23 protein-coding genes are annotated in these 24,074 nt (G+C 42.7%); 14 read left to right on the forward strand and 9 right to left on the reverse strand.

Features of this window, described 5'->3' with window-relative positions:
• Window positions 1-42 precede the first annotated feature (42 nt).
• The 6 genes from mreC (at window position 43) to nadD (ending at window position 3,724) form a co-directional block, all read left to right on the forward strand.
• Window positions 43-882: a rod shape-determining protein MreC gene (gene mreC, locus FHS68_RS25710; protein ID WP_167276969.1), complete on the forward strand. Its 840-nt coding sequence runs from the start codon at window positions 43-45 to the stop codon at window positions 880-882.
• Window positions 879-1,382, forward strand: coding sequence for a hypothetical protein (locus FHS68_RS25715; RefSeq protein ID WP_167276972.1), 504 nt, complete (start codon window positions 879-881; stop codon window positions 1,380-1,382). Before mreC ends, FHS68_RS25715 begins: the two co-directional genes overlap by 4 nt.
• Before the next feature lie 214 nt (window positions 1,383-1,596).
• On the forward strand, window positions 1,597-2,196 hold the full coding sequence (locus FHS68_RS25720; protein ID WP_167276974.1) for a sigma-70 family RNA polymerase sigma factor: 600 nt from the start codon (window positions 1,597-1,599) through the stop codon (window positions 2,194-2,196).
• Window positions 2,197-2,277: 81 nt separating this feature from the next.
• Complete coding sequence (locus tag FHS68_RS25725; RefSeq protein WP_229212065.1) at window positions 2,278-2,568, forward strand: phosphohydrolase; 291 nt, start codon at window positions 2,278-2,280, stop codon at window positions 2,566-2,568.
• A 9-nt stretch (window positions 2,569-2,577) separates the two neighbouring features.
• A complete protein-coding gene (gene gmk / locus FHS68_RS25730; RefSeq protein WP_167276977.1) occupies window positions 2,578-3,147 on the forward strand; it encodes a guanylate kinase in 570 nt (189 codons plus the stop codon).
• A 4-nt stretch (window positions 3,148-3,151) separates the two neighbouring features.
• On the forward strand, window positions 3,152-3,724 hold the full coding sequence (gene nadD, locus FHS68_RS25735) for a nicotinate (nicotinamide) nucleotide adenylyltransferase (RefSeq protein WP_167276980.1): 573 nt from the start codon (window positions 3,152-3,154) through the stop codon (window positions 3,722-3,724).
• Window position 3,725: 1 nt separating this feature from the next.
• Here the strand turns inward: nadD and FHS68_RS25740 are convergent, their stop codons facing one another.
• Complete coding sequence (locus FHS68_RS25740) at window positions 3,726-4,118, reverse strand: hypothetical protein (RefSeq protein WP_208408450.1); 393 nt, start codon at window positions 4,116-4,118, stop codon at window positions 3,726-3,728.
• A gap of 57 nt (window positions 4,119-4,175) precedes the next feature.
• Between FHS68_RS25740 and FHS68_RS25745 the strand changes: the two genes are divergently transcribed.
• A complete protein-coding gene (locus FHS68_RS25745) occupies window positions 4,176-4,610 on the forward strand; it encodes a nuclear transport factor 2 family protein (protein ID WP_167276983.1) in 435 nt (144 codons plus the stop codon).
• A 74-nt stretch (window positions 4,611-4,684) separates the two neighbouring features.
• Here the strand turns inward: FHS68_RS25745 and FHS68_RS25750 are convergent, their stop codons facing one another.
• Together FHS68_RS25750 and FHS68_RS25755 are read right to left on the reverse strand one after the other, a co-directional pair.
• Window positions 4,685-5,614 (reverse strand): helix-turn-helix domain-containing protein, encoded by a 930-nt coding sequence (locus FHS68_RS25750; protein ID WP_167276985.1) that lies wholly within the window; start codon window positions 5,612-5,614, stop codon window positions 4,685-4,687.
• A gap of 172 nt (window positions 5,615-5,786) precedes the next feature.
• A complete protein-coding gene (locus tag FHS68_RS25755; protein ID WP_167277064.1) occupies window positions 5,787-6,926 on the reverse strand; it encodes an acyl-CoA dehydrogenase in 1,140 nt (379 codons plus the stop codon).
• A gap of 185 nt (window positions 6,927-7,111) precedes the next feature.
• Here FHS68_RS25755 and FHS68_RS25760 point away from each other — a divergent pair, with 185 nt between their 5' ends.
• Both FHS68_RS25760 and FHS68_RS25765 read left to right on the forward strand, forming a co-directional pair.
• Window positions 7,112-8,383, forward strand: coding sequence for a hypothetical protein (locus FHS68_RS25760; RefSeq protein ID WP_167276988.1), 1,272 nt, complete (start codon window positions 7,112-7,114; stop codon window positions 8,381-8,383).
• On the forward strand, window positions 8,380-9,621 hold the full coding sequence (locus tag FHS68_RS25765) for a hypothetical protein (RefSeq protein WP_167276990.1): 1,242 nt from the start codon (window positions 8,380-8,382) through the stop codon (window positions 9,619-9,621). Before FHS68_RS25760 ends, FHS68_RS25765 begins: the two co-directional genes overlap by 4 nt.
• 102 nt (window positions 9,622-9,723) lie before the next feature.
• On the opposite strand, the gene serS is transcribed toward FHS68_RS25765, so the two are convergent.
• The 5 genes from serS to glyA form a co-directional block, all read right to left on the reverse strand.
• Window positions 9,724-11,016 carry a serine--tRNA ligase gene (gene serS, locus FHS68_RS25770; RefSeq protein WP_167276993.1) on the reverse strand — a complete coding sequence of 431 codons (1,293 nt, stop codon included), beginning with the start codon at window positions 11,014-11,016 and terminating at the stop codon, window positions 9,724-9,726.
• A 58-nt stretch (window positions 11,017-11,074) separates the two neighbouring features.
• Window positions 11,075-12,433: an aspartate kinase gene (locus FHS68_RS25775; protein WP_167276996.1), complete on the reverse strand. Its 1,359-nt coding sequence runs from the start codon at window positions 12,431-12,433 to the stop codon at window positions 11,075-11,077.
• A gap of 129 nt (window positions 12,434-12,562) precedes the next feature.
• Window positions 12,563-13,066 carry a 6,7-dimethyl-8-ribityllumazine synthase gene (gene ribH, locus FHS68_RS25780; RefSeq protein WP_167276998.1) on the reverse strand — a complete coding sequence of 168 codons (504 nt, stop codon included), beginning with the start codon at window positions 13,064-13,066 and terminating at the stop codon, window positions 12,563-12,565.
• Window positions 13,067-13,165: 99 nt separating this feature from the next.
• On the reverse strand, window positions 13,166-13,867 hold the full coding sequence (locus tag FHS68_RS25785; RefSeq protein ID WP_167277000.1) for a tetratricopeptide repeat protein: 702 nt from the start codon (window positions 13,865-13,867) through the stop codon (window positions 13,166-13,168).
• 63 nt (window positions 13,868-13,930) lie between these two features.
• Window positions 13,931-15,235 (reverse strand): serine hydroxymethyltransferase, encoded by a 1,305-nt coding sequence (gene glyA, locus FHS68_RS25790; protein ID WP_167277003.1) that lies wholly within the window; start codon window positions 15,233-15,235, stop codon window positions 13,931-13,933.
• A 340-nt stretch (window positions 15,236-15,575) separates the two neighbouring features.
• Here glyA and nagB point away from each other — a divergent pair, with 340 nt between their 5' ends.
• Window positions 15,576-17,516, forward strand: coding sequence for a glucosamine-6-phosphate deaminase (nagB, locus tag FHS68_RS25795; protein ID WP_208408452.1), 1,941 nt, complete (start codon window positions 15,576-15,578; stop codon window positions 17,514-17,516).
• Window positions 17,517-17,585: 69 nt separating this feature from the next.
• On the opposite strand, the gene FHS68_RS25800 is transcribed toward nagB, so the two are convergent.
• Window positions 17,586-17,750, reverse strand: coding sequence for a hypothetical protein (locus tag FHS68_RS25800; RefSeq protein WP_167277008.1), 165 nt, complete (start codon window positions 17,748-17,750; stop codon window positions 17,586-17,588).
• Window positions 17,751-17,990: 240 nt separating this feature from the next.
• On the opposite strand from FHS68_RS25800, the gene mutL reads away from it, so the two are divergent.
• The 4 genes from mutL (at window position 17,991) to dxs (ending at window position 23,662) form a co-directional block, all read left to right on the forward strand.
• The gene (gene mutL / locus FHS68_RS25805; protein WP_167277011.1) at window positions 17,991-19,871 is read left to right on the forward strand and encodes a DNA mismatch repair endonuclease MutL; all 1,881 of its coding nucleotides are present in this window, start codon (window positions 17,991-17,993) and stop codon (window positions 19,869-19,871) included.
• Window positions 19,872-19,929: 58 nt separating this feature from the next.
• The gene (locus FHS68_RS25810; protein WP_167277013.1) at window positions 19,930-20,715 is read left to right on the forward strand and encodes a rhomboid family intramembrane serine protease; all 786 of its coding nucleotides are present in this window, start codon (window positions 19,930-19,932) and stop codon (window positions 20,713-20,715) included.
• Between the two features lie 4 nt (window positions 20,716-20,719).
• Window positions 20,720-21,634, forward strand: a complete 915-nt coding sequence (locus FHS68_RS25815; RefSeq protein ID WP_167277016.1) for a rhomboid family intramembrane serine protease — start codon at window positions 20,720-20,722, stop codon at window positions 21,632-21,634.
• Between the two features lie 84 nt (window positions 21,635-21,718).
• Window positions 21,719-23,662, forward strand: coding sequence for a 1-deoxy-D-xylulose-5-phosphate synthase (gene dxs / locus FHS68_RS25820; protein WP_167277019.1), 1,944 nt, complete (start codon window positions 21,719-21,721; stop codon window positions 23,660-23,662).
• Window positions 23,663-24,074 lie beyond the last annotated feature (412 nt).

Genomic DNA, 24,074 nt, shown 5'->3' on the forward strand with positions numbered 1-24,074 from the left:
CACAGTTCATCAATTGGTGAACTGCGTATGAACATTTAGCCCATGCTCCAACTTGTTGATTTCTTTGTCCGAAATCGTTTCTTTTTGGTATTTGTATTGCTGGAAGTGCTCAGTATATGGCTTATCGTGCGCAGCAACACCTATTGGGGCGCAACCTATTTCAATACCTCCAACTACTATGTCGCAAGAACACTAGCATTTTCAAATTCAGCAAGGGAATACACGAAACTCGGCGAGATTAATGCAGATCTTGCCAGTGAAAATGCACGTTTGCACGCTATGGTCACTGCCCTTAATCAGAAGAAACCGATAGATTCTCCTGCTGGATATGTTCCTGATTCCGTTTTTGCTTCCCGTTTTATTTACACGGTGGCAAAAGTTGTTGATAATGAAACCAACAAGCCCAACAATGTGCTGACCATAGATAAAGGGACAGCCGATGGGATTAAACCCGGCATGGGTGTCATTTCGGCTACTGGCGTAGTAGGTAAGGTTCGGTTTTGTTCTGCCAATTACGCTGTCATCACTTCGATCCTTCACTCTCAATTTATGGTATCCACCAAACTGGTCCGGAGTAAGGAAATCGGATATGCCAAATGGCCTGGTAAAGACCCGAGGATCATCGATCTGATTGATGTCTCGAAATACACCAAAATTTTCAAAGGCGATTCTGCTGTCACTTCTGACCAGAATTCTGTTTTCCCTCCGGGTATTATGGTGGGTAAAGTAGAAAGTGTTACAGTACACCCAAACCAGACATTTTATAACATTACCCTGCACCTGGCCACTGATTTCCGAAACCTCTCATATGTTTATGTGGTACAAAATCAACAACTTGGGGAGCAGGAAATTCTTCAATCCCGTACTCTAGAAAAGCGATGAGTTTACGCGAAGCGATACAATATTCCCTGATGATCCTGCTCTATTTATTCTTGCAGATCTTCTTCATGCGAAATATTGTGTTGTTCAATTACGCCTTTTGTTTTATTTACATTGCAGGCGTACTGCTACTTCCAGCTGACATTGACCGGATGTACTTGCTTTTGATCGCATTTGGAATAGGCTTCACGGTCGATGTGTTTTCAAACACATTTGGAATGCATGCATCCGCGTCGGTACTCATTGCCTATCTGCGTCCTTTCCTCATTCATTACCAGATGAAATCCAGAGGTGCGGAAAGGGCCGAGGTCGGCATTAGGGCACAAGGACTGGGTGCATTTCTCGCATACATTTTGCCGCTGATCCTTTTGCACCACGCCATGCTCTTTTTCATGGAAATGAATCATTTTGGGATGATCCTTTACACACTGATCCGCATTGGGGCCAGCGCACTCTTCACCACGCTGCTTGTTATCCTGCTGGAACTTTTTTCCAAACGCTAGTATGACATTTTGGCGCGAACAACTTTTTGGCTCGAAATTTGATGTTGATACATTAAAATAAGGATTCTGAAGTTGGCCTGAATGTTATTAGGACTCCGCTTAATTTTTAGTTTTTCGTGACGCAATGGTTGTATATAGCTTCAAAGAGCCATTCATCAATATTTAATTAGTTCGATTTGGAGCTGTTGTTAATCTTTGTAAATTCAGCATTCCTATGTTAGTTGCCATGTCAGAAAAGCTCACGACTAATGAATACACGGACGACCTTCGTTATGAGGTATTTAACCGTGAATTCATGCCACACATTGACTCCATGTACAACTTTGCTTTTCGCCTTACTATGGACGAAGACGATGCAAATGACCTGGTGCAAGACACTTACCTGAAAGCTTTCCGTTTTATTTCTTCCTTTGAACAAGGCACCAATGCCAAAGCCTGGCTTTTCAGGATTTTAAAGAATAGCTTCATTAATGATTACCGTAAGAAAAGCAAGGAGCCTTCCAAAGTTGACTACCAGGAAGTAGAAACTACTTACAACTCTGAGGAAGCGTCAGACACCACTTACACGGTGGACCTTCGTGCGGATGCGGTACAGGAATTGATTGGTGATGAAGTTGCAAATGCATTAAATGCATTGCCGGTTGACTTTCGGACAGTGATTATTCTTTGTGATATTGAAGGGTTTACTTACGAGGAAATGGCCAAAATTTTGGATATTCCAATTGGTACCGTAAGGTCACGCCTGCACCGTGCGCGTAACTTATTGAAAGAAAAACTCAAGAGTTATGCAAGTTCGATGGGATATGATTCATAGTTGTGAAACTTTTTTTGCAACCTATTCGGTTATAGGGTACAACTGTACTTACTATCCATAATTCTTATTTCATTTCAAGTAATGAATGCATCTCTTACGACGCCTTCGGTAGAAGAAGGAGCGGAAAAACAAAACATGAAGCATACGTGCGAGCATCATGCGGAATGTATGAAAATCATTCAGTCTATTCTGGATGATGAGGCGACGGAAGCGGAGAAGGATCATTTCCGTGAAAATATGGATAAATGCATTCCTTGTATTGAGTCATATCGTCTGGAAAAATGCATTAAGGATTCCCTTAATTTGAAAATCGAGAAAAAACCCTGCCCCCAAAGTATTTTAAACACAATTATATCTAAAATCAATAGCTAATCTGTTCGTGTGAAAGGTAAGCTAATTATATTTTCTGCTCCCTCCGGTTCCGGCAAGACTACCATCGTAAGACATCTTTTAAATAAATTTCCAGATCTTCTAGCATTCTCCGTTTCAGCCTCTACGCGTGAGCGACGTGCGCATGAGATTGATGGAAAAGATTATTATTTCCTGCCAAAAAAAGACTTTCGCGAACGTATTTCCAACAATGAGTTTGCTGAGTGGGAAGAAGTTTATGCAGGCAATTACTACGGTACTTTCAAAACGGAAATCGAACGGCTCTGGCTCGAAGGAAAACACGTCCTTTTCGATGTGGATGTAAAAGGCGGTTTGAAGCTGAAAGAAATTTACCGGGAGAAAGCGCTTGCTATCTTTGTCAAAGTATCCTCCGAAGAAGAGATTATCCGAAGATTAAGTGAAAGAGGCACTGAAACCGAAAAATCCCTGGAAACCCGGTTAGGAAAAGTACGTTACGAACTCAGCTTTGAGGACAAATTCGACATTACATTGGCTAACGACAACCTTGTCGAAACGCTAGAGAGGGCGGAAGAAATAGTAATGGAATTCATTGCTTCATAATCAAATGAAAATAGGCCTCTTTTTTGGATCTTTTAACCCCATACATGTAGGCCATTTGATCATTGCCAATACCATGGCCACAACTACTGATCTAGAACAGGTTTGGTTTGTGGTCAGCCCGCAAAATCCCTTCAAAAAAAGCAATAGCTTATTACATGAGTTTGACCGCTATGATCTTGTTCAGCGGGCGATTGCCGATAATTCGCTTTTGAAGGTCACTGACGTCGAATTTCACATGCCTAAACCTAGTTATACCATTGATACGCTGATCCGGATTCAGGAGAAGTTTCCGCAGCACGAATTCAGACTGATTATGGGTGAAGATAACCTGGCGCAATTCCCTAATTGGAAAAATTACGAAAGGATTCTGGAATACACCGGTTTATATGTTTATCCGCGTCCAAATGCTAAATCTCACAATTTTGCTGAGAATCCCGCTGTAAAGTTCATAGAGGCTCCCTTGTTGGATATCTCAGCAACATTCCTGAGGGCTTGCCTGAAAAAAGGTCTTTCGATCCGCTACATGGTTCCCGAAGCTGTCGAACAGCTGATCAGGATAAAGAAGTTCTACGTTTAAATCAGAGAGGGCGGTCCTGATAAGTAATTTCTGTCAGCAAGCCGACTGCATTAAATTTTAAAATCACTTTTGCTGCTGCTGATTTCGCCTTGATATCTTCACATTGAGGTCCCTTTTCAAAAAAATAGACATAATATTTCAGGTTTCTCTCTCCCAGCTGATGTATGTCCGGCCGGCCTAATATTTCGCCAATATCGTCCGCAAATTTGCCCTTTAACTCGCCCTGAATCGCTTTGAAATCGTTCTGTAATGTCGATCGAACATTGTTACAACCTTTTCGGTCTGAACGCCATTTTTTTAAGTCAAGATTTCCAAGTTTTTCAGGAGGAGATGAACAGCCGATCAACCATGAAATTGCTATCCAGCTTAAAATGTTTACAATTACCTTAGTCATTTTTTACCACGATCCGTTTTATTAAAAAAACTGACACAATCTTAACACCTATATTCCATGAAGCCTGTTCTTTTTTTCTTTATTTTTCTCGCTTCGCTGGCGTTTGCTCATGCTCAGACCACTCCAATCCAGCCAATGGACGGAACCGACTGCTCCAACCTTTTTTTCAAAGCCTTATTGGAAGAAGATGACAGCAGCATTTCGGGACTCGTGGCAAGTGATTTTACCGTTGTAGGTTTTCAGGGACAGCCGATCAACGGCCCGATGTTACAGCAGGCAATCAAAGAAGGCTACATTGTGATCGACTCAGGAATGCTCACTGCCACCAGCACTCGTAACTATGGCAACGTTGTGGTAGTCTCCGGACAATGGAGCGTAAGCGCCAGGATTCAGAATAATAATTTTCAGGGAGATCTCGCCTATATGTCTGTTTGTGTAAAAGCAGGCGGAAGTTGGAAGGTCGCTGCCGTGCAGTTAACACCAATCAAATAATCCAAAAGGGGTTTGAATGCAATAAAAAAGAGAACCTTGCCAGGGTTCTCTTTACTTATAAAATCAATGTCAATCTAAACATTCATCAGCGATTCGCGACGGCGCATCTTGCCCGCCGGAATCCCGAACATCATTTTGAATCTGCGGCAGAAGTAAGCGGTGTCCTTGTAACCAACGTCAGAACCAATCGCGCGAATACTCTTTTTTGAAGTGCGTAGCAGGTCAACAGCCTTCTCCATGCGCTGATACTCAATATAATCCTGCGGATTAATACCAGTAAGCATTTTGAAATATTGGCCTACATAATCTTCCGATACATTCGCCACGTTCGCCAAAACTTTATTTGACAAATCACCTCCCAGGTTATCCTTGATGTAAGCAAAAATGTCAATGAGACGTGGATCCTTAAAATAGGTACTATTGGTAACAAGCTGTTCAACAAACAGTTTGTTTTTCAAAATGTACCGGATGATTTCAATAACGACCTCTTCGGTCTTAATCTTGATGATACGGCCTTTACCAGGTGTATCCAGCATATCTTCCGTCAGGATCTGATTGATCGTAGCTGCGATCTGATCGTCTCGTTTAATCAAGAACGGAGGGACGTCCAGAGATGTAAAAAAGTTAACCGTATCAAAAACTTTCGCTTCGAAGGAAATCAGTCCAAATGAGTTGGGCAATTTGCCAATCAATGCAGGATCATGACCTGCATCAATGTAATTGTCCCGATTGGTCATGAACTCCTCATTTGATACTGTTTTTGCGGTCTGTGTGTTTCCGTAAGTCACCGTCGCGTGCTTGCCCCCGGGAATGAAAAGCATATCACCTTCCTCTACCTTATGCGATTCCTCCGCTCCAAAGGAAACTTCGCCATCATATAAAATGGTAAGTGAATTTTGTACATCGTAAAAATTCTTGATTGTGATGGGCTGTAAAATCCGAATATGACGGGCTTTCACGAATTTCACCCCCAATGACTCAATAATCTTATTATAATCTTCCATACCTGATATATTTAAGGGTCCTTTTGCCCGTTGTTTCTATTTTTGTACAAATCTAATAAATTGTACAAAACTAATACAAGTATAGATTAACAAAAAAGTGAAAAAAAGTGATATTTTGGTATGATTTTAATCCAAGATTTAGAACAAAATTGATTCTATATCTAAAAAGATATCATTTTAGGAGTTCGCGAGCAATGACGAGTTTTTGTATTTCAGAGGTACCCTCATAAATCTGGGTGATTTTTGCGTCCCTCATTAAACGTTCAACATGATATTCTTTCACGTAACCATATCCTCCGTGAACTTGAACCGCTTCTGTTGTCACCCACATTGCAACATCGGACGCATAGAGCTTGGCCATTGCGGCCGCTTGGATGTAATCTTTATCCTCATCTTTCAACCGGGCCGCTTTATATACCAGTAGCCGGGCCGCTTCAATTTTGGTAGCCATTTCAGACAGTTTGAACTGAATAGCCTGATGCTCGCTGATCGGCTTGCCAAACGTTTTTCTTTCCTTGGAATATTTCAAGGAAAGTTCAAATGCTCCGGCTGCAATACCCAGTGCTTGCGCGGCGATTCCAATGCGCCCGCCGTTCAATGTGCTCATCGCAAATTTAAATCCGGATCCATCTTCGCCGATCCTGTTTTCCACTGGCACCTTTACATCCGAAAACATCAAGGTGTGCGTGTCAGAAGCGCGGATGCCCATCTTGTCTTCCTTTCTCCCAATCGTAAATCCCTCCAAGCCCTTTTCAACCGCAAACACATTGATTCCTTTATGCCCTTTTTCAGGATGGGTCTGAGCGATGACCAGACAAACGGAGGAAGTATTGCCGCTGGTAATCCAGTTTTTCGTACCATTCAATAAATAGTGATCGCCCATATCCACCGCCGTGGTATGCTGAGATGTGGCATCGGAGCCTGCTTCCGGTTCGGATAAGCAAAACGCGCCAATGATTTCACCTGTCGCCAGCCTGGTCAGGTACTTTTGTTTAAGATCTTCACTGCCGTACTTTTCTAATCCCCAGCAAACAAGTGAGTTGTTCACCGACATGATCACCCCGGCAGAAGCATCGATTTTGGAAATCTCTTCGATTGCGATCGCATAGGCAAGCGTATCCATTCCGCCACCGCCATATTCAGGGGCTACCATCATTCCCATAAACCCAAGTTCGCCCATGGCTTGCACCAGTCCGGTATCGAATTTTTGTAGGTTATCCCTTTCAATCACCTGAGGCAAAAGTTGATTTTGTGCAAAATCCCGGGCCGCATTCCTCACTGCCTGATGCTCCTCGCTCAGGTTAAAATCCATTCCGTTCAATTGTGAGGCAAAAGCCATGGCTACCGGTGATTATAGTGAATGATGTTTCTCAAAAATATGATTTTGAGAAAAGGTATGCAAGCATACTGTATGCTAACCAATTAAAACTTTGGCTTTTGCTGCTCATTTTCAGGAAAAGTTGTCTTAAGTTTGCGCCCGCAATACGACAATTGTTCATGCCCATTCTTACCATTTTTTACATTAAGCTTTTCATCAACCTTGGATTAACCCTTGGAATTGTCTGGACTATCAGCAGGTCCGACCTTTTTTCAAAGTGGCAGCAGGAAAATGAAAAGCTAACCTTCGGACTTGGTTTTGTCTTACTTCGGTTGATTCCCTGGATCGGTATTTTCCTCATTATTAACGAAGATCCAAGAGGTGATATTCCCTTCTTTTTTTATAAGGCCGAAGCGGCCAAAGCTGGTGGCTTTGTATACCGTGATTTCTGGTCCTATCATGCCCCATTATACGCTTACATGATCAGTCTGCCGGTTTGGATATGGCATAATCCCCGCTCAATCGTTTTGTTCATGATTCTCATGGAAAGCGGGATTTTATGGCTGACATACCGCACTTACAAGAACCGATCAACGCGTGCGCTGCAATTGGCGATGATCTATCTTCTGCTTCCCGCCGGTTTTATGTATATCCTCGTCGATGGACAGGAGGAAGTCTGGTTTTGGGGTGCGGCTCTGCTAATCTGGCGTTATACGCTTCAAAAAACAGTTGACTATGAAGTGGGTGCAGGCATGCTGTATGCGCTGGCTTTGCTGACGATTAAGGTAACATTCATTTTTCTATTGCCTGCATTACTTATTAGTGTAAAGAAACCCGTAAAACTGCTGCTGGTAATGGCGGCAGTCGGATTGCCAGCCGTTGGCTTCTTATACTGGCAGATCGGTGATCTTTTCCTGATGCCAATCCGACACACCGAGCAATTAATGACCCCCAATCTGTTTTCTGTCAGCAGACCGTTTGTTGAAATGATTTTTCATGTTGACGAACAGAAATCCACACTTATCAATTGGGTCGGGCTGCTTTTTACGGTTTTCATTCCTGCTTATATCGCATTCAAAGCGCGCCATAAACATCTAAATCAGATACTTCCCGGTCTTTTTATTGCTTGCTTTGTTTGCATGATGATCTTCCAGGCAAGTGCTATGGGCGCCTATGTCATTGCTTATTTAATGGCTGTAGTCTTTGAAATTATTGACATTCGTAAGTCGTTTCATGTTATTATCCTTTTGGCGTTGAACTGGCTGACGGTCGTGCAGCCATTTGTTTGGGTTTATATCAAACAACCTGCATACAAGTCCCTTAGCATGTTAGGAAATCCTTCTTTCTTGTTTGAGTATCTGCTTCAAATATTGAATGTGCTTTGCTTTTTCTGGATTTTAAGGGAAACCTACCGAAAAGTGGTGCTTCCTGAAAACCCTGTCTCAGCATGAATATAGTTCTTGCTAAATTGGTAATCAGTCTGTTATGCCTTTTATGCACAGCAGCCGTTCTTTTCAGGAAGAAAGCTTTAACCAACTGGCTTGAAAGCAAATCCGTCTCCATTACCCTCTCAGTAATTTGGGCACTGTTTCGTTTGCTTCCTTTCATTGCTATTTACCTTATTGCTGGATTCGAACCTACCTCTGATGTAAACGGCTTTTGGGATGAAGCCAGCAAAGCTTCGCTGGGTCAGGTCGTTTATCGCGATTTTTGGTCTCCTTACTCGCCTCTATATGCATATTTTCTGGGTTTATGGCTCAAACTTTGGTATGATCCCAAAATGATCGTACTTACCATGGCGGTTATGGATGGTATTGCATTGCTGGTATCTTATCATTTCTTTCGGCCATTTCATTCGCAGGGAACATTCCTTTTTAAAGCAATCATTTACCTGTTGCTGCCTGGCTCTCTTGTACTTTGCGTAATTGGCGCCCAGGAAGACGTTTGGATGTGGCTTTTTGTGATTCTGGCATATTGGGCCAGGGAGCGGACATTACGGGTCGAATGGTATGCGGTAATCCTTGCCATTGGTCTGCTGATGACCAAAGCCATTTTCATATTAATCTTTGTTCCGCTTTTAATTCTTGAAAAAGAGAAAATCCGTTTCCTGATCCCGATTGCACTAATTGGAATCGCCTCGCTGGCAATTCTGTATCCAACTGTTGGCCTGGAATTCATGCAACCGCTGGATGAAGCTAAGACATTGCGGGCACCCAATATTCCTGCCCTTCTTAACCCGTGGTTCTTTAACCGCATTGGCGTTGGAGAAAAATTTTGGAACTGGATTGGATTAGCGATTTCCGTCGGGTTATCCTGCCTGGCATCCTGGCGGCTTCGCAATGCCGATTTCAGGATCATGCTTTCCAGGGTCTGGATTGTCTTATATGCTACCATGATGATCGTCCAGCAAAGCGCATATAGCAATTATATTTTCCTCTTCTTGCTGCCGCTCGTTTTTGATGTGATCGATTGGAAGAACAAGAAGCAGGTAATCCTCATTTTTATTTTCAATTTGCTTTGCGTCATCCATCCATCATTCTGGTGGCGCCTGGGAATGCCTTGCTACATGGTTCTTTCCGATACCTGGGCCTCCTCTCAATTGCTTCTTGACTATTCTATGCAATTGGCGATTGTGATCCTGACAGGCTACTTCATTTGGCTATCATTCCCCAAAAGGTCAGCCATTTAAATTTATTTAACGCCCAATCATTACAGCCACTTTTTGCGCTTCTCGAGAATAAAAAAAGGCCTTCAAATTAACGAAAGCCTTCTTCCAGCAAATCTATTGGACTTATTCAATGACATCAAATCCGCAATAAGGAACCAAAACAGCAGGTACTTTCACAGTGCCGTCGGCTTGCTGGTTATTTTCAAGCAATGCGGCCAGAATACGTGGTAACGCCAATGCAGAACCATTCAGGGTGTGCAATAACTGCGTTTTTTTATCAGCATTCCTGTATCTTAATTTCAGGCGATTGGCCTGGTACGTTTCAAAATTAGAAACAGAACTGCATTCCAGCCAGCGTTCCTGGCCAGCGGACCATACTTCAAAATCATAGGTTAATGCAGATGTAAATCCCATATCACCGCCGCAAAGACGAAGGATACGATAAGGTAATTCCAGTTTTTCCAGTAGTACTTTCACATGATTTACCATTTCGTCCAAAGCTTTGTATGATTCCTCAGGTCTGTTGATCTGAACGATTTCCACCTTATCGAACTGGTGCAAACGGTTCAAACCTCTCACGTGCGCCCCCCAGCTACCCGCCTCACGACGAAAACAGGGCGTGTAAGCAACATTCTTAACCGGCAACTCGCTTTCAGCCACAATTACGTCTCGATATAGATTCGTAACAGGTACTTCCGCAGTTGGGATCAGGTACAAATCATCCGCGGCATCATGATACATCTGACCTTCTTTATCAGGTAACTGGCCAGTAGCAAACCCTGAATCGGCATTCACGACAATAGGGGGCTGAACTTCCGTATAACCTGCCTTTCCTGCTTCATCCAGAAAAAACGAGATCATGGCCCTTTGCAACCTGGCCGCTTTGCCTTTATAAACGGGAAAGCCAGCTCCGGTAATTTTATTTCCAAGTTCAAAATCAATGATCGGGGCCAGGTTTTTTCCGAGTTTTTTAATCAGCTCCCAATGTGGCAATGCGCCAGGAGGCAAAACGGGTTTGCTACCATCCTCTAAAATGGTAACATTTTCTTCAGGTGTCCTTCCTTCCGGAACGCTTTCGTGAGGCAGATTTGGTAGCTTCACCAATTCTTCAAGAAGCGTTTTTTCAACAGACTTATGCTCCTCTTCGAGCGCCTTAGAACGTTCCTTCAATACGGTTGTCTCCGCTTTTGCAGCCTCGGCTTCCTCTTTTTGCCCCGCCTTCATCAGCGCTCCAATTTCCCTGGCCTTGTTGTTGGAGGATGCCAGTGTCTCATCCAATTCCTGTTGTAATTCCCGACGCTTCCTATCCAACGCAATGATGCTATCCACTGCAGGTTCAGCGTCTTTAAAATGCTTCTTTTTGAGTCCCGCGATTGTAAGGTCACGGTTTTCACGAATAAAAATGGTTTGTAACATCTGGCTTTTAGCTACTGGCTTTTAGCGATTAGTTTGGGAGTATTAGCATTGGATAAGATCAGGGAGCTGTAAAAATGTCCTTCATCGCATCTTCATAATAAAAAAGACGTTCATTTAGCACATTCAATGCTTCTGACTTGTACTTGGAATGAATAAGGAGCGAAAGATTGTGTTCCGACGCACCATACGAAATCATTCGTATAGGAATGTGTTTAAGTGCATCCAGCACTTTTAATGCAATGCCTTCCTTATCCGCACTGAAGTTTCCTACAACACAAATGATGTTCTGATCACGGTCATGCTCCTCTAAATCAGCAAATTCCTTCAATTCCGCACTGATTTTTTCCAGATGTTCAGAATTGTCAATGGTGACCGATACCGATACTTCGGAAGTGGTGATCATATCTACCGGTGTCTTGTATTTTTCGAAAATCTCAAACACCTTACGAAGGAAGCCGTAAGCATTCAGCATACGGGTAGAATGGATGTAAATCGCGGTAATGTTATCTTTGGCCGCGATGGCTTTGATCTCTCTGTCCGAAGTCTGATTCGCTATCAAAGTACCTGGCGCTTCCGGCTGCATCGTATTTTTTAAACGTACCGGAACTCCTCGCAATTTGGCAGGTGTAATGGTACTTGGGTGCAATATTTTTGCGCCGAAATAAGCAAGTTCCGCTGCCTCTTCGAAGGTAAGTTCCCTGATTGGAAAAGTCCGTTTCACTATGCGCGGATCATTGTTATGCATACCATCAATGTCAGTCCATATCTGGATTTCATCTGCCCTGATCGCACCGCCAATCAATGATGCTGTATAATCCGACCCGCCGCGTTTTAGGTTATCAACTTCGTCACGCGGGTTTCTACAAATAAAACCCTGTGTTATGATTGTCTGCTTATCTGTATACTGGTTCAGAATGGTCACCAGCTTCTCCTCGATGGTAGAAAGTTCTGGTTCACCATCTGCATCGATGCGCATAAAATCCAGGGCAGACAGTAAAACAGAATTTTCTCCTTTCTCTTCCAAATACGCCTGAAACATTTTGGTGCTCAGAATTTCTCCTTCCGCTACAAGCTCCTTCTCTTTCTTGATAGTGAAGGGCTTGATGCCAACCAATGATTTGATGTACCCAAATTCAGTGTCAACAATATTCTGACCTTTTGCAAGTCCTTCCGGCGTGGCGTATAGATCCTTGATAAAAAGCCCGTAGTGCGTCTTGAGGTCTTCAATCTGAGCTGCTGCTCTGGTATCATCAAATGCTTTGGCTGCCTCACCAATTGCAATCAATGCATTCGTTGAGCCGGACAATGCAGACAACACTACTATTTTACGATTAGGATCACTGTCAAGGAGTTCGCGGATTGAGTGCATGCGCTCAGGCTTACCTACCGAAGTGCCGCCAAATTTCCAGACTTGCATAATTTAGTGTAAAGTGACCGTGTCGCCGGTCCGGTGAATTTGATTAATTGAATATTGGGATCATTATATTTTGATGAAGGCTGCCTCACCACTTTTGACAATAAATGACAACATCTGACCATTTACTGACTACCCCTGACTTTTAAAGATTTCTCCACGCAGCCCCAGCATTTTAATCGCCGTCATAGCTGCCTCGTCTCCTTTGTTACCATGCATTCCGCCAGCCCTTTCAAGCGCCTGTTCCATGTTATTTGGCGTCAATACACCAAAAATAACCGGCTTACTTGTTTTAATACTCACATTAGTCAAGCCCTGGGCTACGGCATGGTTGATGTAATCATTGTGTTTTGTTTCGCCCTGAATAACCACACCCAATGCTATGACTGCGTCGATATCTTTTCGCTCGGCATACCATTGCGAACCTGTTGTTAATTCAAAACTTCCAGGAACATTTCCTCTCTCGATATTCTGCGGCATTGCTCCATACTGAATCAATGTGTCGTAAGCTCCTGCGAAAAGCTTCTCAGTAACCTCGGAGTTCCACTCTGCAACCAGTATGGCAAATTTTTTAGAACTGATGTCCGGGAGACCGGCTGTATTAAATACGCTTAAATTTTTATCTGCGCTTGACATCGTATTGGGTATTTTTTAACAATGTTTAAAATCAATAAATAAAAAAAGGATAAAACCTCTGTCGGCTTTATCCTTTTAGGAATCAGAAATGGATAACCATTATTTGCCGACCTGTCCTTCCAATACACCCATGAACTTCTTAGCGTTTACAACTTCCGAGGAAAGAGGAAACTCGTCGATCACACGTTTATAGGAAGCAACCGCATCGGCCGGTTTATTGGCCTTTTCCTGTGCAATAGCTAGTTTCATTAAATATACTGGTGTGAAATATTCATTTTTCTCGTAGTCAGCTGCTTTCTGATAATATGAGATAGCATCTGCTGCTTGATTTTTTTCGAGATATGCATCTCCGATCAGAGACTGTGCACGAGCGTGAACCAATAGATCAGAGGAGCTAAAAGACTGAAGATGACTGATCGCGTCATCGTATTTTCCTTGTTTCAATAATGCAACTCCTGCGTAGAAATTAGCAAGGTTACTTGCATCCGTTCCTTTATAACTATCAGCAATTGAAAGCAACCCTTCATTTCCTCCGCTACCATTCAAAGCCTTTTGTAATGAATCCGCTTCAAAATCATAAACGACACTTGCAAGGGCATTTTGAGCTGTTCCTTCCTGACCATCGATGTAAAAACGGTAACCGACAAAAGCAATAATAGCAACCAATATCACCCCTCCAATACCTAACACGATCTTACGGTTTTTTACGAAAAAAACCTCTGCTTTATTGATTTGGCCCGCTAATGCTTCCGGAGTCTCTATAATTTCAAGCCCGGATTGGTCCGTATTTTTCTTGCTCATATCAAATAATTCGAATTTGGAGTGCAAAGTTAGGAAAACTTTGCTAAGTCAAAACAAGTTAGGTTATATATATAGAGGATATTGTTTCATCCAGCTATTTACTTCCTCCTTCACCGCAGCTATTTTCGCATCCTGATCGTGATTAACTAGAACCGTGTCAATCAGATCAACAATCCGCTCCATATCTGATTCAATAAGGCCGCGGGTCGTCATTGCAGCAGTCCCAACACGGATACCTGAGGTAATCATTGGAGATTTGTCATCAAATGGTACCATATTTTTATTGATGGTAATGTCCGCTTTGATCAATGTGTTTTCGGCCAGCTTGCCGGTCAAGCCGGAATCTTGTCCATTTTTTGTACGCAAGTCAATCAGCATCAAGTGGTTGTCTGTTCCGCCCGAAATGATGCGATAACCCTTTTCAACAAATGCTTTAGCCATTGCTTGCGCATTCTTGGCAACTTGGTTTGCATAGTTGTAATAACCCTCACTCAATGCTTCACCAAATGCAATTGCTTTCGCAGCAATAATGTGTTCCAGCGGGCCTCCCTGTGTTCCCGGAAAAACGCCGGAGTCAAGCAGTGAAGACATGGTACGAAGCTGGCCTTTCTGCGTTTTGATACCGAAAGGATTCTCGAAATCATTGCGCAGCATAATCACGCCTCCGCGAGGGCCGCGTAAGGTTTTATGTGTTGTGGTAGTAACAATGTGGCAATGGTCAAACGGATCTTTCAAAAGACCTTTCGCAATCAAACCTGCAGGGTGCGAAATGTCAGCCATTAATAACGCACCAACCTGATCGGCTATGGAACGCAGACGCTCATAATCCCAATCGCGGCTGTAAGCGGACGCTCCGCAGATCAAAAGCTTAGGACGTTCTTTCAATGCGGTCTCCTCTACCTTATCCCAATCGATCAGTCCGGTTTCTGCTTCAACGCCATAAAAAACGGGCTTAAAATATTTTCCTGAAATATTAACCGGTGAACCATGTGTTAAATGTCCGCCATGCGCAAGATTGAAACCCATGATCTTATCGCCAGGATCCAAACATGCCAAAAAAACTGCTGTATTAGCTTGCGCACCCGAATGGGGTTGTACGTTAGCCCAGGTCGCACCGAAAAGCTCTTTCAAGCGATCAATTGCGATCTGCTCAATTTCATCGACCACCTCACATCCGCCATAATATCGTTTGCCTGGAAGGCCTTCGGCGTATTTGTTGGTCAATACACTTCCTGACGCTTCCATCACCTGACGAGATGTGAAGTTTTCAGAAGCGATAAGCTCAATTCCAGACTCCTGGCGGTACTTTTCTCTATTGATCAGATCAAAAATAGTTGTGTCACGTTCAACGCTGGTGAGTGTAGCCATGGGTGGTATCAGAAAATGATGTGAAGTTTCTTTGAATAAGCCGCAAAAATACGAGCAAATCTTTTGGAATAAAATAATAACACTTACTTTATGTTAAAAGTCGAAGGCTTTCGACTTAGTAACTTATCCTTACAGTCGTAATTTCCCGAAGCGACATAATATTGACAACACTTATTTTTTAAATTATTTTAATAACATTGATTTGCCATGTATTTTTGTGGCCAATTACTATCGTGTGATCGTGCACTTTTCACATTATCAAGTATTTGTTCAGTTCTTGAACCCTTAAATAATCAGGTATATTATGAGCCAACAATCGGTGAGTTCTCAAACAATTTTGATGCAAGCTTCAAGTAATGGGAAAGGCACGTCGGGTACCAAAGGGCAGCCTATAACATACGAGAAAATACCTACCCAAATATTTGCTGATTCCAAGGAAGCTTCTAATGCGGTTGCCAGGGAAATTGCAGACCTTATTCGTCAGAAGCAAAAAGAAAATAAGCCCTGTGTGCTTGGACTTGCTACGGGCTCTTCCCCTAAAACGGTCTATGCTATTCTCGTCCGGATGCACAAGGAAGAGGGACTTAGCTTTAAAAATGTAATTTCATTCAACCTGGATGAATATTATCAAATGGAGCCGGATTCGATTTACAGTTATCACCGGTTCATGAAGGAGCAGTTATTTAATCATGTAGATATACCTAAAGAAAATTATTTCCTCCCGGATGGTACCGTTCCGCCAGCATTGCTTCGGGATTATTGCATGTCCTATGAAAACAAAATCAATGCAGTCGGTGGGCTCGACTTTCAGCTGCTAGGTATCGGTGGTAATGGACACGTCGGTTTCAATGAGCCAGGATCCCTTATTAATTCCCGCACCCGACTGATCACGCTTGATCATTCAACCCGCGTAGCTGCCGGGATGGAATTTGGCGGTCTTCATAATGTTCCCCGCAAAGCAATTACATTAGGAATTGCGCCAATATTAAATGCGCGCCGAGTGGTTTTATTGGCTTGGGGTGAAAGAAAAGCATCTGTTATTCGTGGTGCGGTTGAGGGCCCGGTAACCGAAGTCAATCCTGCTTCCTACCTACAGGCACATCCAGACGTCACCTTTGTTGTAGATGAAAGTGCAGCCTCAGAGCTTACCAGGATCAAAACGCCATGGGCGGTGGATTCAGTGATCTGGGATAATAAAATGATTAAGAAGGCGGTGACGCATTTATCATTAAGCTTAAAGAAACCAATTCTTAAACTGACAGATAAAGATTACAATGATAATGGTATGAGTGACTTGCTTGCTCAGTATGGAGCGGGTTACGAAATCAACATTAACGTATTTAACCAGCTTCAGCATACCATCACCGGCTGGCCGGGAGGAAAAGCCAATGCTGACGATACGCATCGTCCTGAACGGGCGCAGCCAGCTAAAAAACGTGTGCTGATATTCAGCCCGCATCCGGACGATGATATTATTTCAATGGGCGGCACTTTTCAGAGGCTCGTGGATCAGGGTCATGAGGTACATGTGGCATATCAGACGTCTGGTAACATTGCCGTGGCGGATGATGAAGCATTGCGTTTTATAGATTTTGTGGTTGACTTTAATAAGGGTTTTCATATCGACAGTCCGGATACAAATAAGTTATTTCTGGACGCAAAGGAATTTTTGAAACATACGAAAGACAGTGAGATAGATACTCCGGAAATCCGGAAGGTAAAAGGATTGCTGCGTAGGGGAGAGGCTAAGGCCACTTGCCGGTTTGTGGGCATTCCTACCAGCCAGGCGCATTTCCTGGATATGCCTTTCTATGAAACAGGTACCGTTCAGAAAAAGCCCATTGGAGAAGATGACATTCGAATCATCGAAAATCTTATCGAAGAAGTAAAGCCGCATCAGATTTATGCTGCCGGCGATTTTGCTGATCCACATGGAACGCATAAAGTTTGTTGGGATGCGATAGAAGCCGCATTGCAAAGATCTAAACATAAAAATTTCATGAAAGACTGTTGGGTCTGGCTGTATCGCGGAGCATGGGCAGAGTGGGATATTTATGAAATTGAAATGGCGGTCCCAATGAGCCCCGACCAGGTGTTGAAGAAGCGCCAGGGTATTTTTAAACATCAGTCTCAAAAAGACGGAGTTGTTTTTCAAGGGGAGGATTCAAGGGAATTCTGGCAAAGGGCGGAAGAGCGTAACCGGGGTACCGCTCTATTATATGATTCTCTCGGGCTGGCAGAATACGAAGCAATGGAGGCTTTTGTGAGGTGGAAATTTTAATTAAAGCTATAAAAGCAAACGAGCCCGGAAACATTTCCGGGCTCGTTTGCTTTTATAGGGTCAAACTATTTACAGTTCCATATCCATCCACATTCTCTGGGCCATTTTCTCTACCATATTCAATATTCCCTGTAATGCTCCAAAAATGATGCACAATGGCAAGATGATCGGGAGAAATATAAGCCACTGTAGGGCCATGGTGAAATTGAATCTTTTGAAAATGGGCGCTTTCATAACGAGATAGGTTAACAATTCCTGAGTTTAGTCTTACAAGTTATACAAATTATTTCTAGTCAACAAAAATTTACCGCCGAAACGTTCGCCTAATGTTAAACATTTCGATAATTAATATAATTATTCCATAATCACAAAATAAAATTTTAAAAGTACGCACTTCCGCACGTTCCGAAATACCCGGCCCTATAAAGTAATTTTTTGTTTATTTGTTATATTAAAGTTAATAGCAATCGCGATATGCCATCTTCTGACATCATTCATTTATTACCAGATGCAATAGCTAATCAAATTGCCGCAGGAGAGGTTGTTCAACGACCCGCTTCGGTGGTTAAAGAGCTATTAGAAAATGCCATTGATGCCAAAGCAACGCATATTCAAGTTATACTTAGAGAGGCAGGCCGCACACTTATCCAGGTTATTGATAATGGTTCGGGCATGTCCGAAACCGATGCGAGAATGTGCTTTGAACGTCACGCGACTTCGAAGATCCGGCATTCCGAAGACCTTTTTAAGATAAAAACAATGGGATTTCGGGGAGAGGCTCTTGCATCGATTGCAGCGGTCGCTCAGGTTGAAGTGCGTACACGCCAGGAATCGGATGAACTGGGAAGCCTCATCCGCATTGACGGCTCTGAAATCAAAACGCAGGAAGCTATTGCAACATTGAAAGGCACCAACTTTTCAGTCAAAAACCTGTTTTTTAATGTTCCAGCAAGGCGTAATTTTCTTAAGTCCAATTCAGTTGAAATGCGTCATGTTTTAGACGAATTTCAACGCGTTGCACTTTCTCATCCGGAAGTTAGCTTCACACTTCATCATAACGATACCGAAGTTTTCAACCTGCAGACAGCGAAGCTTGTTCGGAGGATCATTGATATTTACGGGAAAAGTTATCGGGAACAATTGGCGTTTTGCCAGGAGGATACCTCTTACATTAACGTACGCGGCTACATTGGAAAACCTGAGTTTGCCAGAAAAACCAGGGGCGAGCAATTCTTCTTTGTGAATGATCGCTTTGTGAAGCATAGCTACATGCACCATGCGGTGATCAGCGCTTACGACGGCACCATCCCGGAAGGCAGCCATCCTTTTTATGTTCTTTTTATCGACATTGATCCGTCACACATCGATATCAATATTCATCCAACTAAAACCGAGATCAAGTTTGATGATGAGAAGTCTGTTTACGCCATCGTTATGGCAGCGGTTAAAAAGGCAGTAGGGGTTTATAACCTTTCTCAATCAATTGATTTTGAAGATAATATCAATTTCCTAAATCCATCACAAACCGATCATAATCTGATTCCGAGAACTGTTATGCCTGATTGGGCGGCTCAGTCGAAGAAGACTGACAATGGTCCATCAAGATCCAATCTCACCAATTGGAGTAAGTTATTTGAGGGTTTACAAAATACAGAAGACCGAAATCGTGAATTGGCTGCATTTGAAGTTGGCCCAACAACGGTATCCAGGCCGGCTTACCAGGAACAAGCCAAGACTGTGGCGAGTAAGATCAATAGAATGGCGTCCGAGGTTATTGCTGCGCCCGAAAGCGACGCAATGCTATTCCAGCTACATAATAGGTATATCCTTTCTCAGGTAAAGGACGGTATTATGCTGATTGACCAGAAAGCCGCGTACGAAAGGATACTCTACGAAAGATATCGTAAAATGCTGATTAATCGGAGCGGGGCTTGTCAACAGTTGCTTTTTCCAAAAAGGATTCGTCTTACACATTCGGATATGCAATTGGTTCAGGAGACCAAAAAGGAAATTCATAGCCTGGGCTTCGAGTTCGATGCTTTCGGAGCTAATGAGCTGATCATCCGTGGAATACCAGCAGACTTACCAGAAGAAAGCGAACAGGACCTTTTTGAAGAGTTAGTGGAGCAGTTGAAACAAAGCTATTCCGATCTGAAACTGAATAAACCGGAAAGCTTGTCCAGATCATTGGCCCGGCGCTTTTCCGTCCGCTATGCCGTAAAGCTATCATTTGTCGAAATCCACACATTGATCGATCAGCTTTTTGCATCAAGTGATCCGAACCGGACTCCTGGTGGCGAAGCCATTATTGTTTTGCTGACTATGGATAAACTGACGAACATATTTAAAAGCTAAGAAACAAAAACATAGCGCTTGTAGTTACTGAATGTAAAATTTGATTTTTTGATATAATATGTTATCCATAACCCCGACTGTCAGAAACTTACTTATTCTGAATGTTCTCTTTTACCTTGTCGATTCGAGTATTATCAATTTAAGTAACGGATTTGCACTCAGGTCACTTTTGTCGCCTGATTTTATGCCTTATCAATTTGTTACCTACATGTTTTTACATGGTAGCCTTGGCCATTTGTTCAGCAATATGTTTGGCTTATTTATGTTTGGACCGCTTCTGGAAAGGATGTGGGAGCCTAAAAGGTTTTTATTCTTTTATTTCTTTACAGGGATTGGCGCCGGCCTTCTTTTCTCCGGAATTGATTATTTTGAGAATAGTCAGGTAAGGGATGCTGTTGCGATATATACACAAAATCCCTCACCGGACGGGCTGGTGGAATTCATGAGCAAACATGCAAAGGGTCTTTATGAATCCAATCTTGACTTTTTGAATAAATTTGAAGAAAATCCCGCCAATTCCAACTATATTCAGGATAGCATTAATTTCGCTAATGGCTATTATGAACGTTTGATCAATACGCCAATGGTAGGAGCTTCGGGAGCAATTTTCGGGATTCTTATGGCGTTTGGACTATTGTTCCCCAATACTGAGCTCTTCCTGCTTTTCGTTCCATTTCCGATAAAAGCTAAATATTTCGTAGCCTTTTATGGGTTATACGAATTGTACTCGGGGATTCAAAATGCTCAGTCAGATAATGTTGCGCATTTCGCGCATATAGGAGGAATGCTATTTGCATATATATTGTTGCGTTACTGGGGTACGCAAAAAACAAATTTCTACTGAAAAGATGAGCAATATTGTTGACGACGTAAAAAGGGAATTCGCTAAATCGGAGAATGCACTTGTAAAGATAATTTTAGCAAACACGGCAGTATTTCTTGTATTATTGCTTCTCAAGATTGTCCTGACTCTGTCTCAATCTTCCCAAAGCTATCTCGCGGTTATAAATACATTGCAGCTGCCTGCTGCAACAGGCGAGTTTCTGTATAAACCCTGGACACTGATAACATACTTTTTCACACACGATGATATTTTCCACATTCTTTTCAATATGCTTTTCCTGTACTGGTTCGGAAAGCTTGTTGATGAATATCTTGGTGCAAAAAGAGTAATTGCATTATACATGCTGGGCGGCATTGCGGGAGGTTTAATCTATATTGTGTTGTACAACATCTTGCCGTATTTTCAGGCTCACATTGAAGGTTCGAGGATGCTTGGTGCTTCTGCTGCTGCATTTTCTGTGGCGGTAGGCGCATCCACGTTATTGCCTAATTATACATTTAATCTCATTTTTTTAGGCCCGATAAGAATTAAGTTTATTGCCTTATTTTACATTATACTCTCACTTGCCCAAACAGTTGGACCGAATGCCGGTGGCAATTTGGCACATTTAGGCGGCGCATTTATCGGTTACATTTTTATCAAATCACTTCAGAACGGGACTGATTTGGGCAAACCTATTTACGCCGTCATTACTGGCTGGTCGCGGCTATTTAGAAAAAGACCTTCCATGCAGGTTACCTATCGTGAGAGACAAGTTTACAGGAGTACGAGTGTTTATTCATCGACTTCGTCAGGTACTATTGAAATGCCTGATCAAACGGAGATTGATTCCATTCTTGACAAAATCTCTAAATCCGGTTATGAAAGTTTAACTAAGGAAGAAAAGCAGAAGTTATTCAAAGCTAGCCAGCGAAAATAAAAGTCAGATTTAGACCCTATTTGCGTAGTTTTGTCCGTGTTTAAAGCAAGCAATTGCTTGTAATCTGATTTAATAGCCTGCCGTATGCTCATAACTCCCGGAAAATTACTAGCTCAAATCGATTCTCCTGAGGATTTACGAAAGCTGGACATCTCATTACTGCCGCAGGTTTGCAATGAATTACGCCAGTTTATCATTGATAATGTCTCTGTTTACGGCGGTCATTTTGGTGCAAGTTTAGGAGTTGTTGAACTAAGCGTTGCGCTTCATTACGTTTTTAATACGCCTGACGATCAGTTGGTCTGGGACGTCGGACATCAGGCTTACGGTCACAAAATTCTTACAGGTAGGCGTGACACCTTTCATTCCAATCGGACATATGGCGGTTTATCCGGATTTCCAAAGAGAAAGGAAAGTATTTATGATGCTTTCGGCGTAGGCCATTCATCCACTTCCATCTCGTCCGCTTTGGGAATGGCGGTGGCTTCCGCACTGGAAAAGAACCTTGATCGTCAGCACATTGCGATTATAGGAGATGGCGCAATGACAGCCGGATTAGCCTTTGAAGGTATGAACCACGCCGGCGCTACTGACTCCAATCTGCTTATTATACTCAATGATAATTGCATGGCCATAGATCCAAATGTGGGTGCATTAAAAGAGTATCTCACTGACATTACTACATCTCAAACCTATAATAAATTTAGGGATGAGGTTTGGAATTTGCTGGGTAAAATGAGCAATTTTGGAAAAAGTGCTCAGGAAATTGTTTCAAAAGTAGAGGCTGTCATGAAGACCGCTATTCTTCGCCAAAGTAATTTATTTGAGTCGTTGGGCTTGAGATATTTTGGTCCGATTGATGGAAACGATATAAGTCATCTCACGGAGGTGCTTCATGATCTCAAAAGTATTCCCGGTCCTAAGCTTCTCCATTGCCTAACAATAAAAGGTAAAGGTTATGGCCCAGCCGAAAAGGATCAGACCAAATGGCACGCTCCCGGTGTATTTGATAAAATTACCGGAGAGATTAAGAAGAAAAGTTACACCTCTCCTCAAGCGCCAAAATACCAGGATGTTTTTGGCCATACCATTGTTGAACTTGCTAAAAAGAATCCAAAAATTGTCGGCATAACGCCTGCTATGCCTTCAGGGTCTTCATTAAACATCATGATGGAAGCAATTCCGGAAAGAGCGTTTGATGTTGGTATAGCAGAACAACATGCGGTAACCTTTTCCGCTGGAATGGCTACCCGGGGCGACGTGGTGTTTTGTAATATCTATTCAACCTTCATGCAGAGAGCGTACGATCAGGTTATTCATGATGTTTGCATTCAGGAGTTACCTGTGATTTTCTGCCTCGATAGGGCCGGCCTTGTAGGCGCTGACGGCCCTACCCATCACGGACTGTATGATATTGCTTTCATGCGGTGTATCCCTAACATGGTGGTTGCTTCTCCAATGAATGAGCAAGAACTACGAAATATGATGTTTACAGCCCAGCTGCAGTCATTTCAATCAGGAAAGCACGCGATTACCATTCGTTATCCGAGAGGTTCTGGTGTTATGCCGCAATGGGAAACAGATTTTGAAGAAGTGAAAATAGGAACCGGGCGGAAAGTTCTGGAAGGCAATGATCTTGCAATATTGTCACTCGGACCAGGCGGAAATTTTGCTCAAAAAGCATGCGAGGAATTAAGACTTCAAGGTATTTCTGTGGGTTTGTACGATATGAGGTTCGCAAAACCTTTGGATGAGGCTTTATTGCATGAAATCTTCAAACGTTTCGATCGTATTGTCACACTTGAAGACGGTTGTCTGCAAGGTGGCTTTGGAAGCGCTGTGATTGAATTCATGTCTGATAATGGTTATAACAGCAATGTTAAAAGGTTGGGTGTTTCTGATATAGTAATAGAACATGGTGAACCGAATGAATTATATCAAGAGTGCGGAATAGACACCGCAGGAATTGTACGTTCTGTAAATGAAATGCTTGGTGCGGGAGTTAGATCAAAACGTTTTGTTTATTAGTCTACTAGTCAAATTTTCTTAGAAATACCCAAACGTCACTTTAAGAGGTGACATTTTTTTATGCTTATTAAGTACATTGGGTATATATCTTTTAACTGATTTTGCTTTTCGACGCGTTCGCTGTGGCTGAGTGCGGAGCAAGCCGTCGGGACTAAGCGTTTCTACCCAACAAGTCCTCAGAACAAAAAAGACCGTCCTTTTAAGATGGTCTTTGGTAATAGTATTGTGGCGACTACCTACGCAGCCCGCCCTACTTTATCAGGTTTGATCCGGGATGCGTAATCCCAGCCTGCTGGGATGCGGTGATACCAGGCCACTTACACACAAAAAAAAGCATCCTTGTTAGGGGATGCTTTTGCTATAAATGGTATTGTGGCGACTACCTACTTTACCAGGTTTGATCCAAGTATCA

The organism is Dyadobacter arcticus, from assembly GCF_011762185.1.
Taxonomy (GTDB): Bacteria; Bacteroidota; Bacteroidia; order Cytophagales; family Spirosomataceae; genus Dyadobacter; species Dyadobacter arcticus.

Bases quoted from the DNA above. Each gene is read 5' to 3' on its own strand.
- FHS68_RS25740 (WP_208408450.1), bottom strand. From the start codon at position 4,118: ATGACTAAGGTAATTGTAAACATTTTAAGCTGGATAGCAATTTCATGG.
- FHS68_RS25800 (WP_167277008.1), bottom strand. From the start codon at position 17,750: ATGAAAGCGCCCATTTTCAAAAGATTCAATTTCACCATGGCCCTACAG.
- FHS68_RS25755 (WP_167277064.1), bottom strand. From the start codon at position 6,926: ATGGATTTTAACCTGAGCGAGGAGCATCAGGCAGTGAGGAATGCGGCC.
- mreC (WP_167276969.1), top strand. From the start codon at position 43: ATGCTCCAACTTGTTGATTTCTTTGTCCGAAATCGTTTCTTTTTGGTA.
- FHS68_RS25775 (WP_167276996.1), bottom strand. From the start codon at position 12,433: ATGCAAGTCTGGAAATTTGGCGGCACTTCGGTAGGTAAGCCTGAGCGC.
- FHS68_RS25750 (WP_167276985.1), bottom strand. From the start codon at position 5,614: ATGGAAGATTATAATAAGATTATTGAGTCATTGGGGGTGAAATTCGTG.
- mutL (WP_167277011.1), top strand. From the start codon at position 17,991: ATGCCATCTTCTGACATCATTCATTTATTACCAGATGCAATAGCTAAT.
- ribH (WP_167276998.1), bottom strand. From the start codon at position 13,066: ATGTCAAGCGCAGATAAAAATTTAAGCGTATTTAATACAGCCGGTCTC.
- nadD (WP_167276980.1), top strand. From the start codon at position 3,152: ATGAAAATAGGCCTCTTTTTTGGATCTTTTAACCCCATACATGTAGGC.
- glyA (WP_167277003.1), bottom strand. From the start codon at position 15,235: ATGGCTACACTCACCAGCGTTGAACGTGACACAACTATTTTTGATCTG.
- FHS68_RS25745 (WP_167276983.1), top strand. From the start codon at position 4,176: ATGAAGCCTGTTCTTTTTTTCTTTATTTTTCTCGCTTCGCTGGCGTTT.
- FHS68_RS25760 (WP_167276988.1), top strand. From the start codon at position 7,112: ATGCCCATTCTTACCATTTTTTACATTAAGCTTTTCATCAACCTTGGA.
- FHS68_RS25810 (WP_167277013.1), top strand. From the start codon at position 19,930: ATGTTATCCATAACCCCGACTGTCAGAAACTTACTTATTCTGAATGTT.
- FHS68_RS25765 (WP_167276990.1), top strand. From the start codon at position 8,380: ATGAATATAGTTCTTGCTAAATTGGTAATCAGTCTGTTATGCCTTTTA.
- FHS68_RS25715 (WP_167276972.1), top strand. From the start codon at position 879: ATGAGTTTACGCGAAGCGATACAATATTCCCTGATGATCCTGCTCTAT.
- serS (WP_167276993.1), bottom strand. From the start codon at position 11,016: ATGTTACAAACCATTTTTATTCGTGAAAACCGTGACCTTACAATCGCG.
- FHS68_RS25720 (WP_167276974.1), top strand. From the start codon at position 1,597: ATGTTAGTTGCCATGTCAGAAAAGCTCACGACTAATGAATACACGGAC.
- dxs (WP_167277019.1), top strand. From the start codon at position 21,719: ATGCTCATAACTCCCGGAAAATTACTAGCTCAAATCGATTCTCCTGAG.
- FHS68_RS25725 (WP_229212065.1), top strand. From the start codon at position 2,278: ATGAATGCATCTCTTACGACGCCTTCGGTAGAAGAAGGAGCGGAAAAA.
- FHS68_RS25785 (WP_167277000.1), bottom strand. From the start codon at position 13,867: ATGAGCAAGAAAAATACGGACCAATCCGGGCTTGAAATTATAGAGACT.
- nagB (WP_208408452.1), top strand. From the start codon at position 15,576: ATGCAAGCTTCAAGTAATGGGAAAGGCACGTCGGGTACCAAAGGGCAG.
- FHS68_RS25815 (WP_167277016.1), top strand. From the start codon at position 20,720: ATGAGCAATATTGTTGACGACGTAAAAAGGGAATTCGCTAAATCGGAG.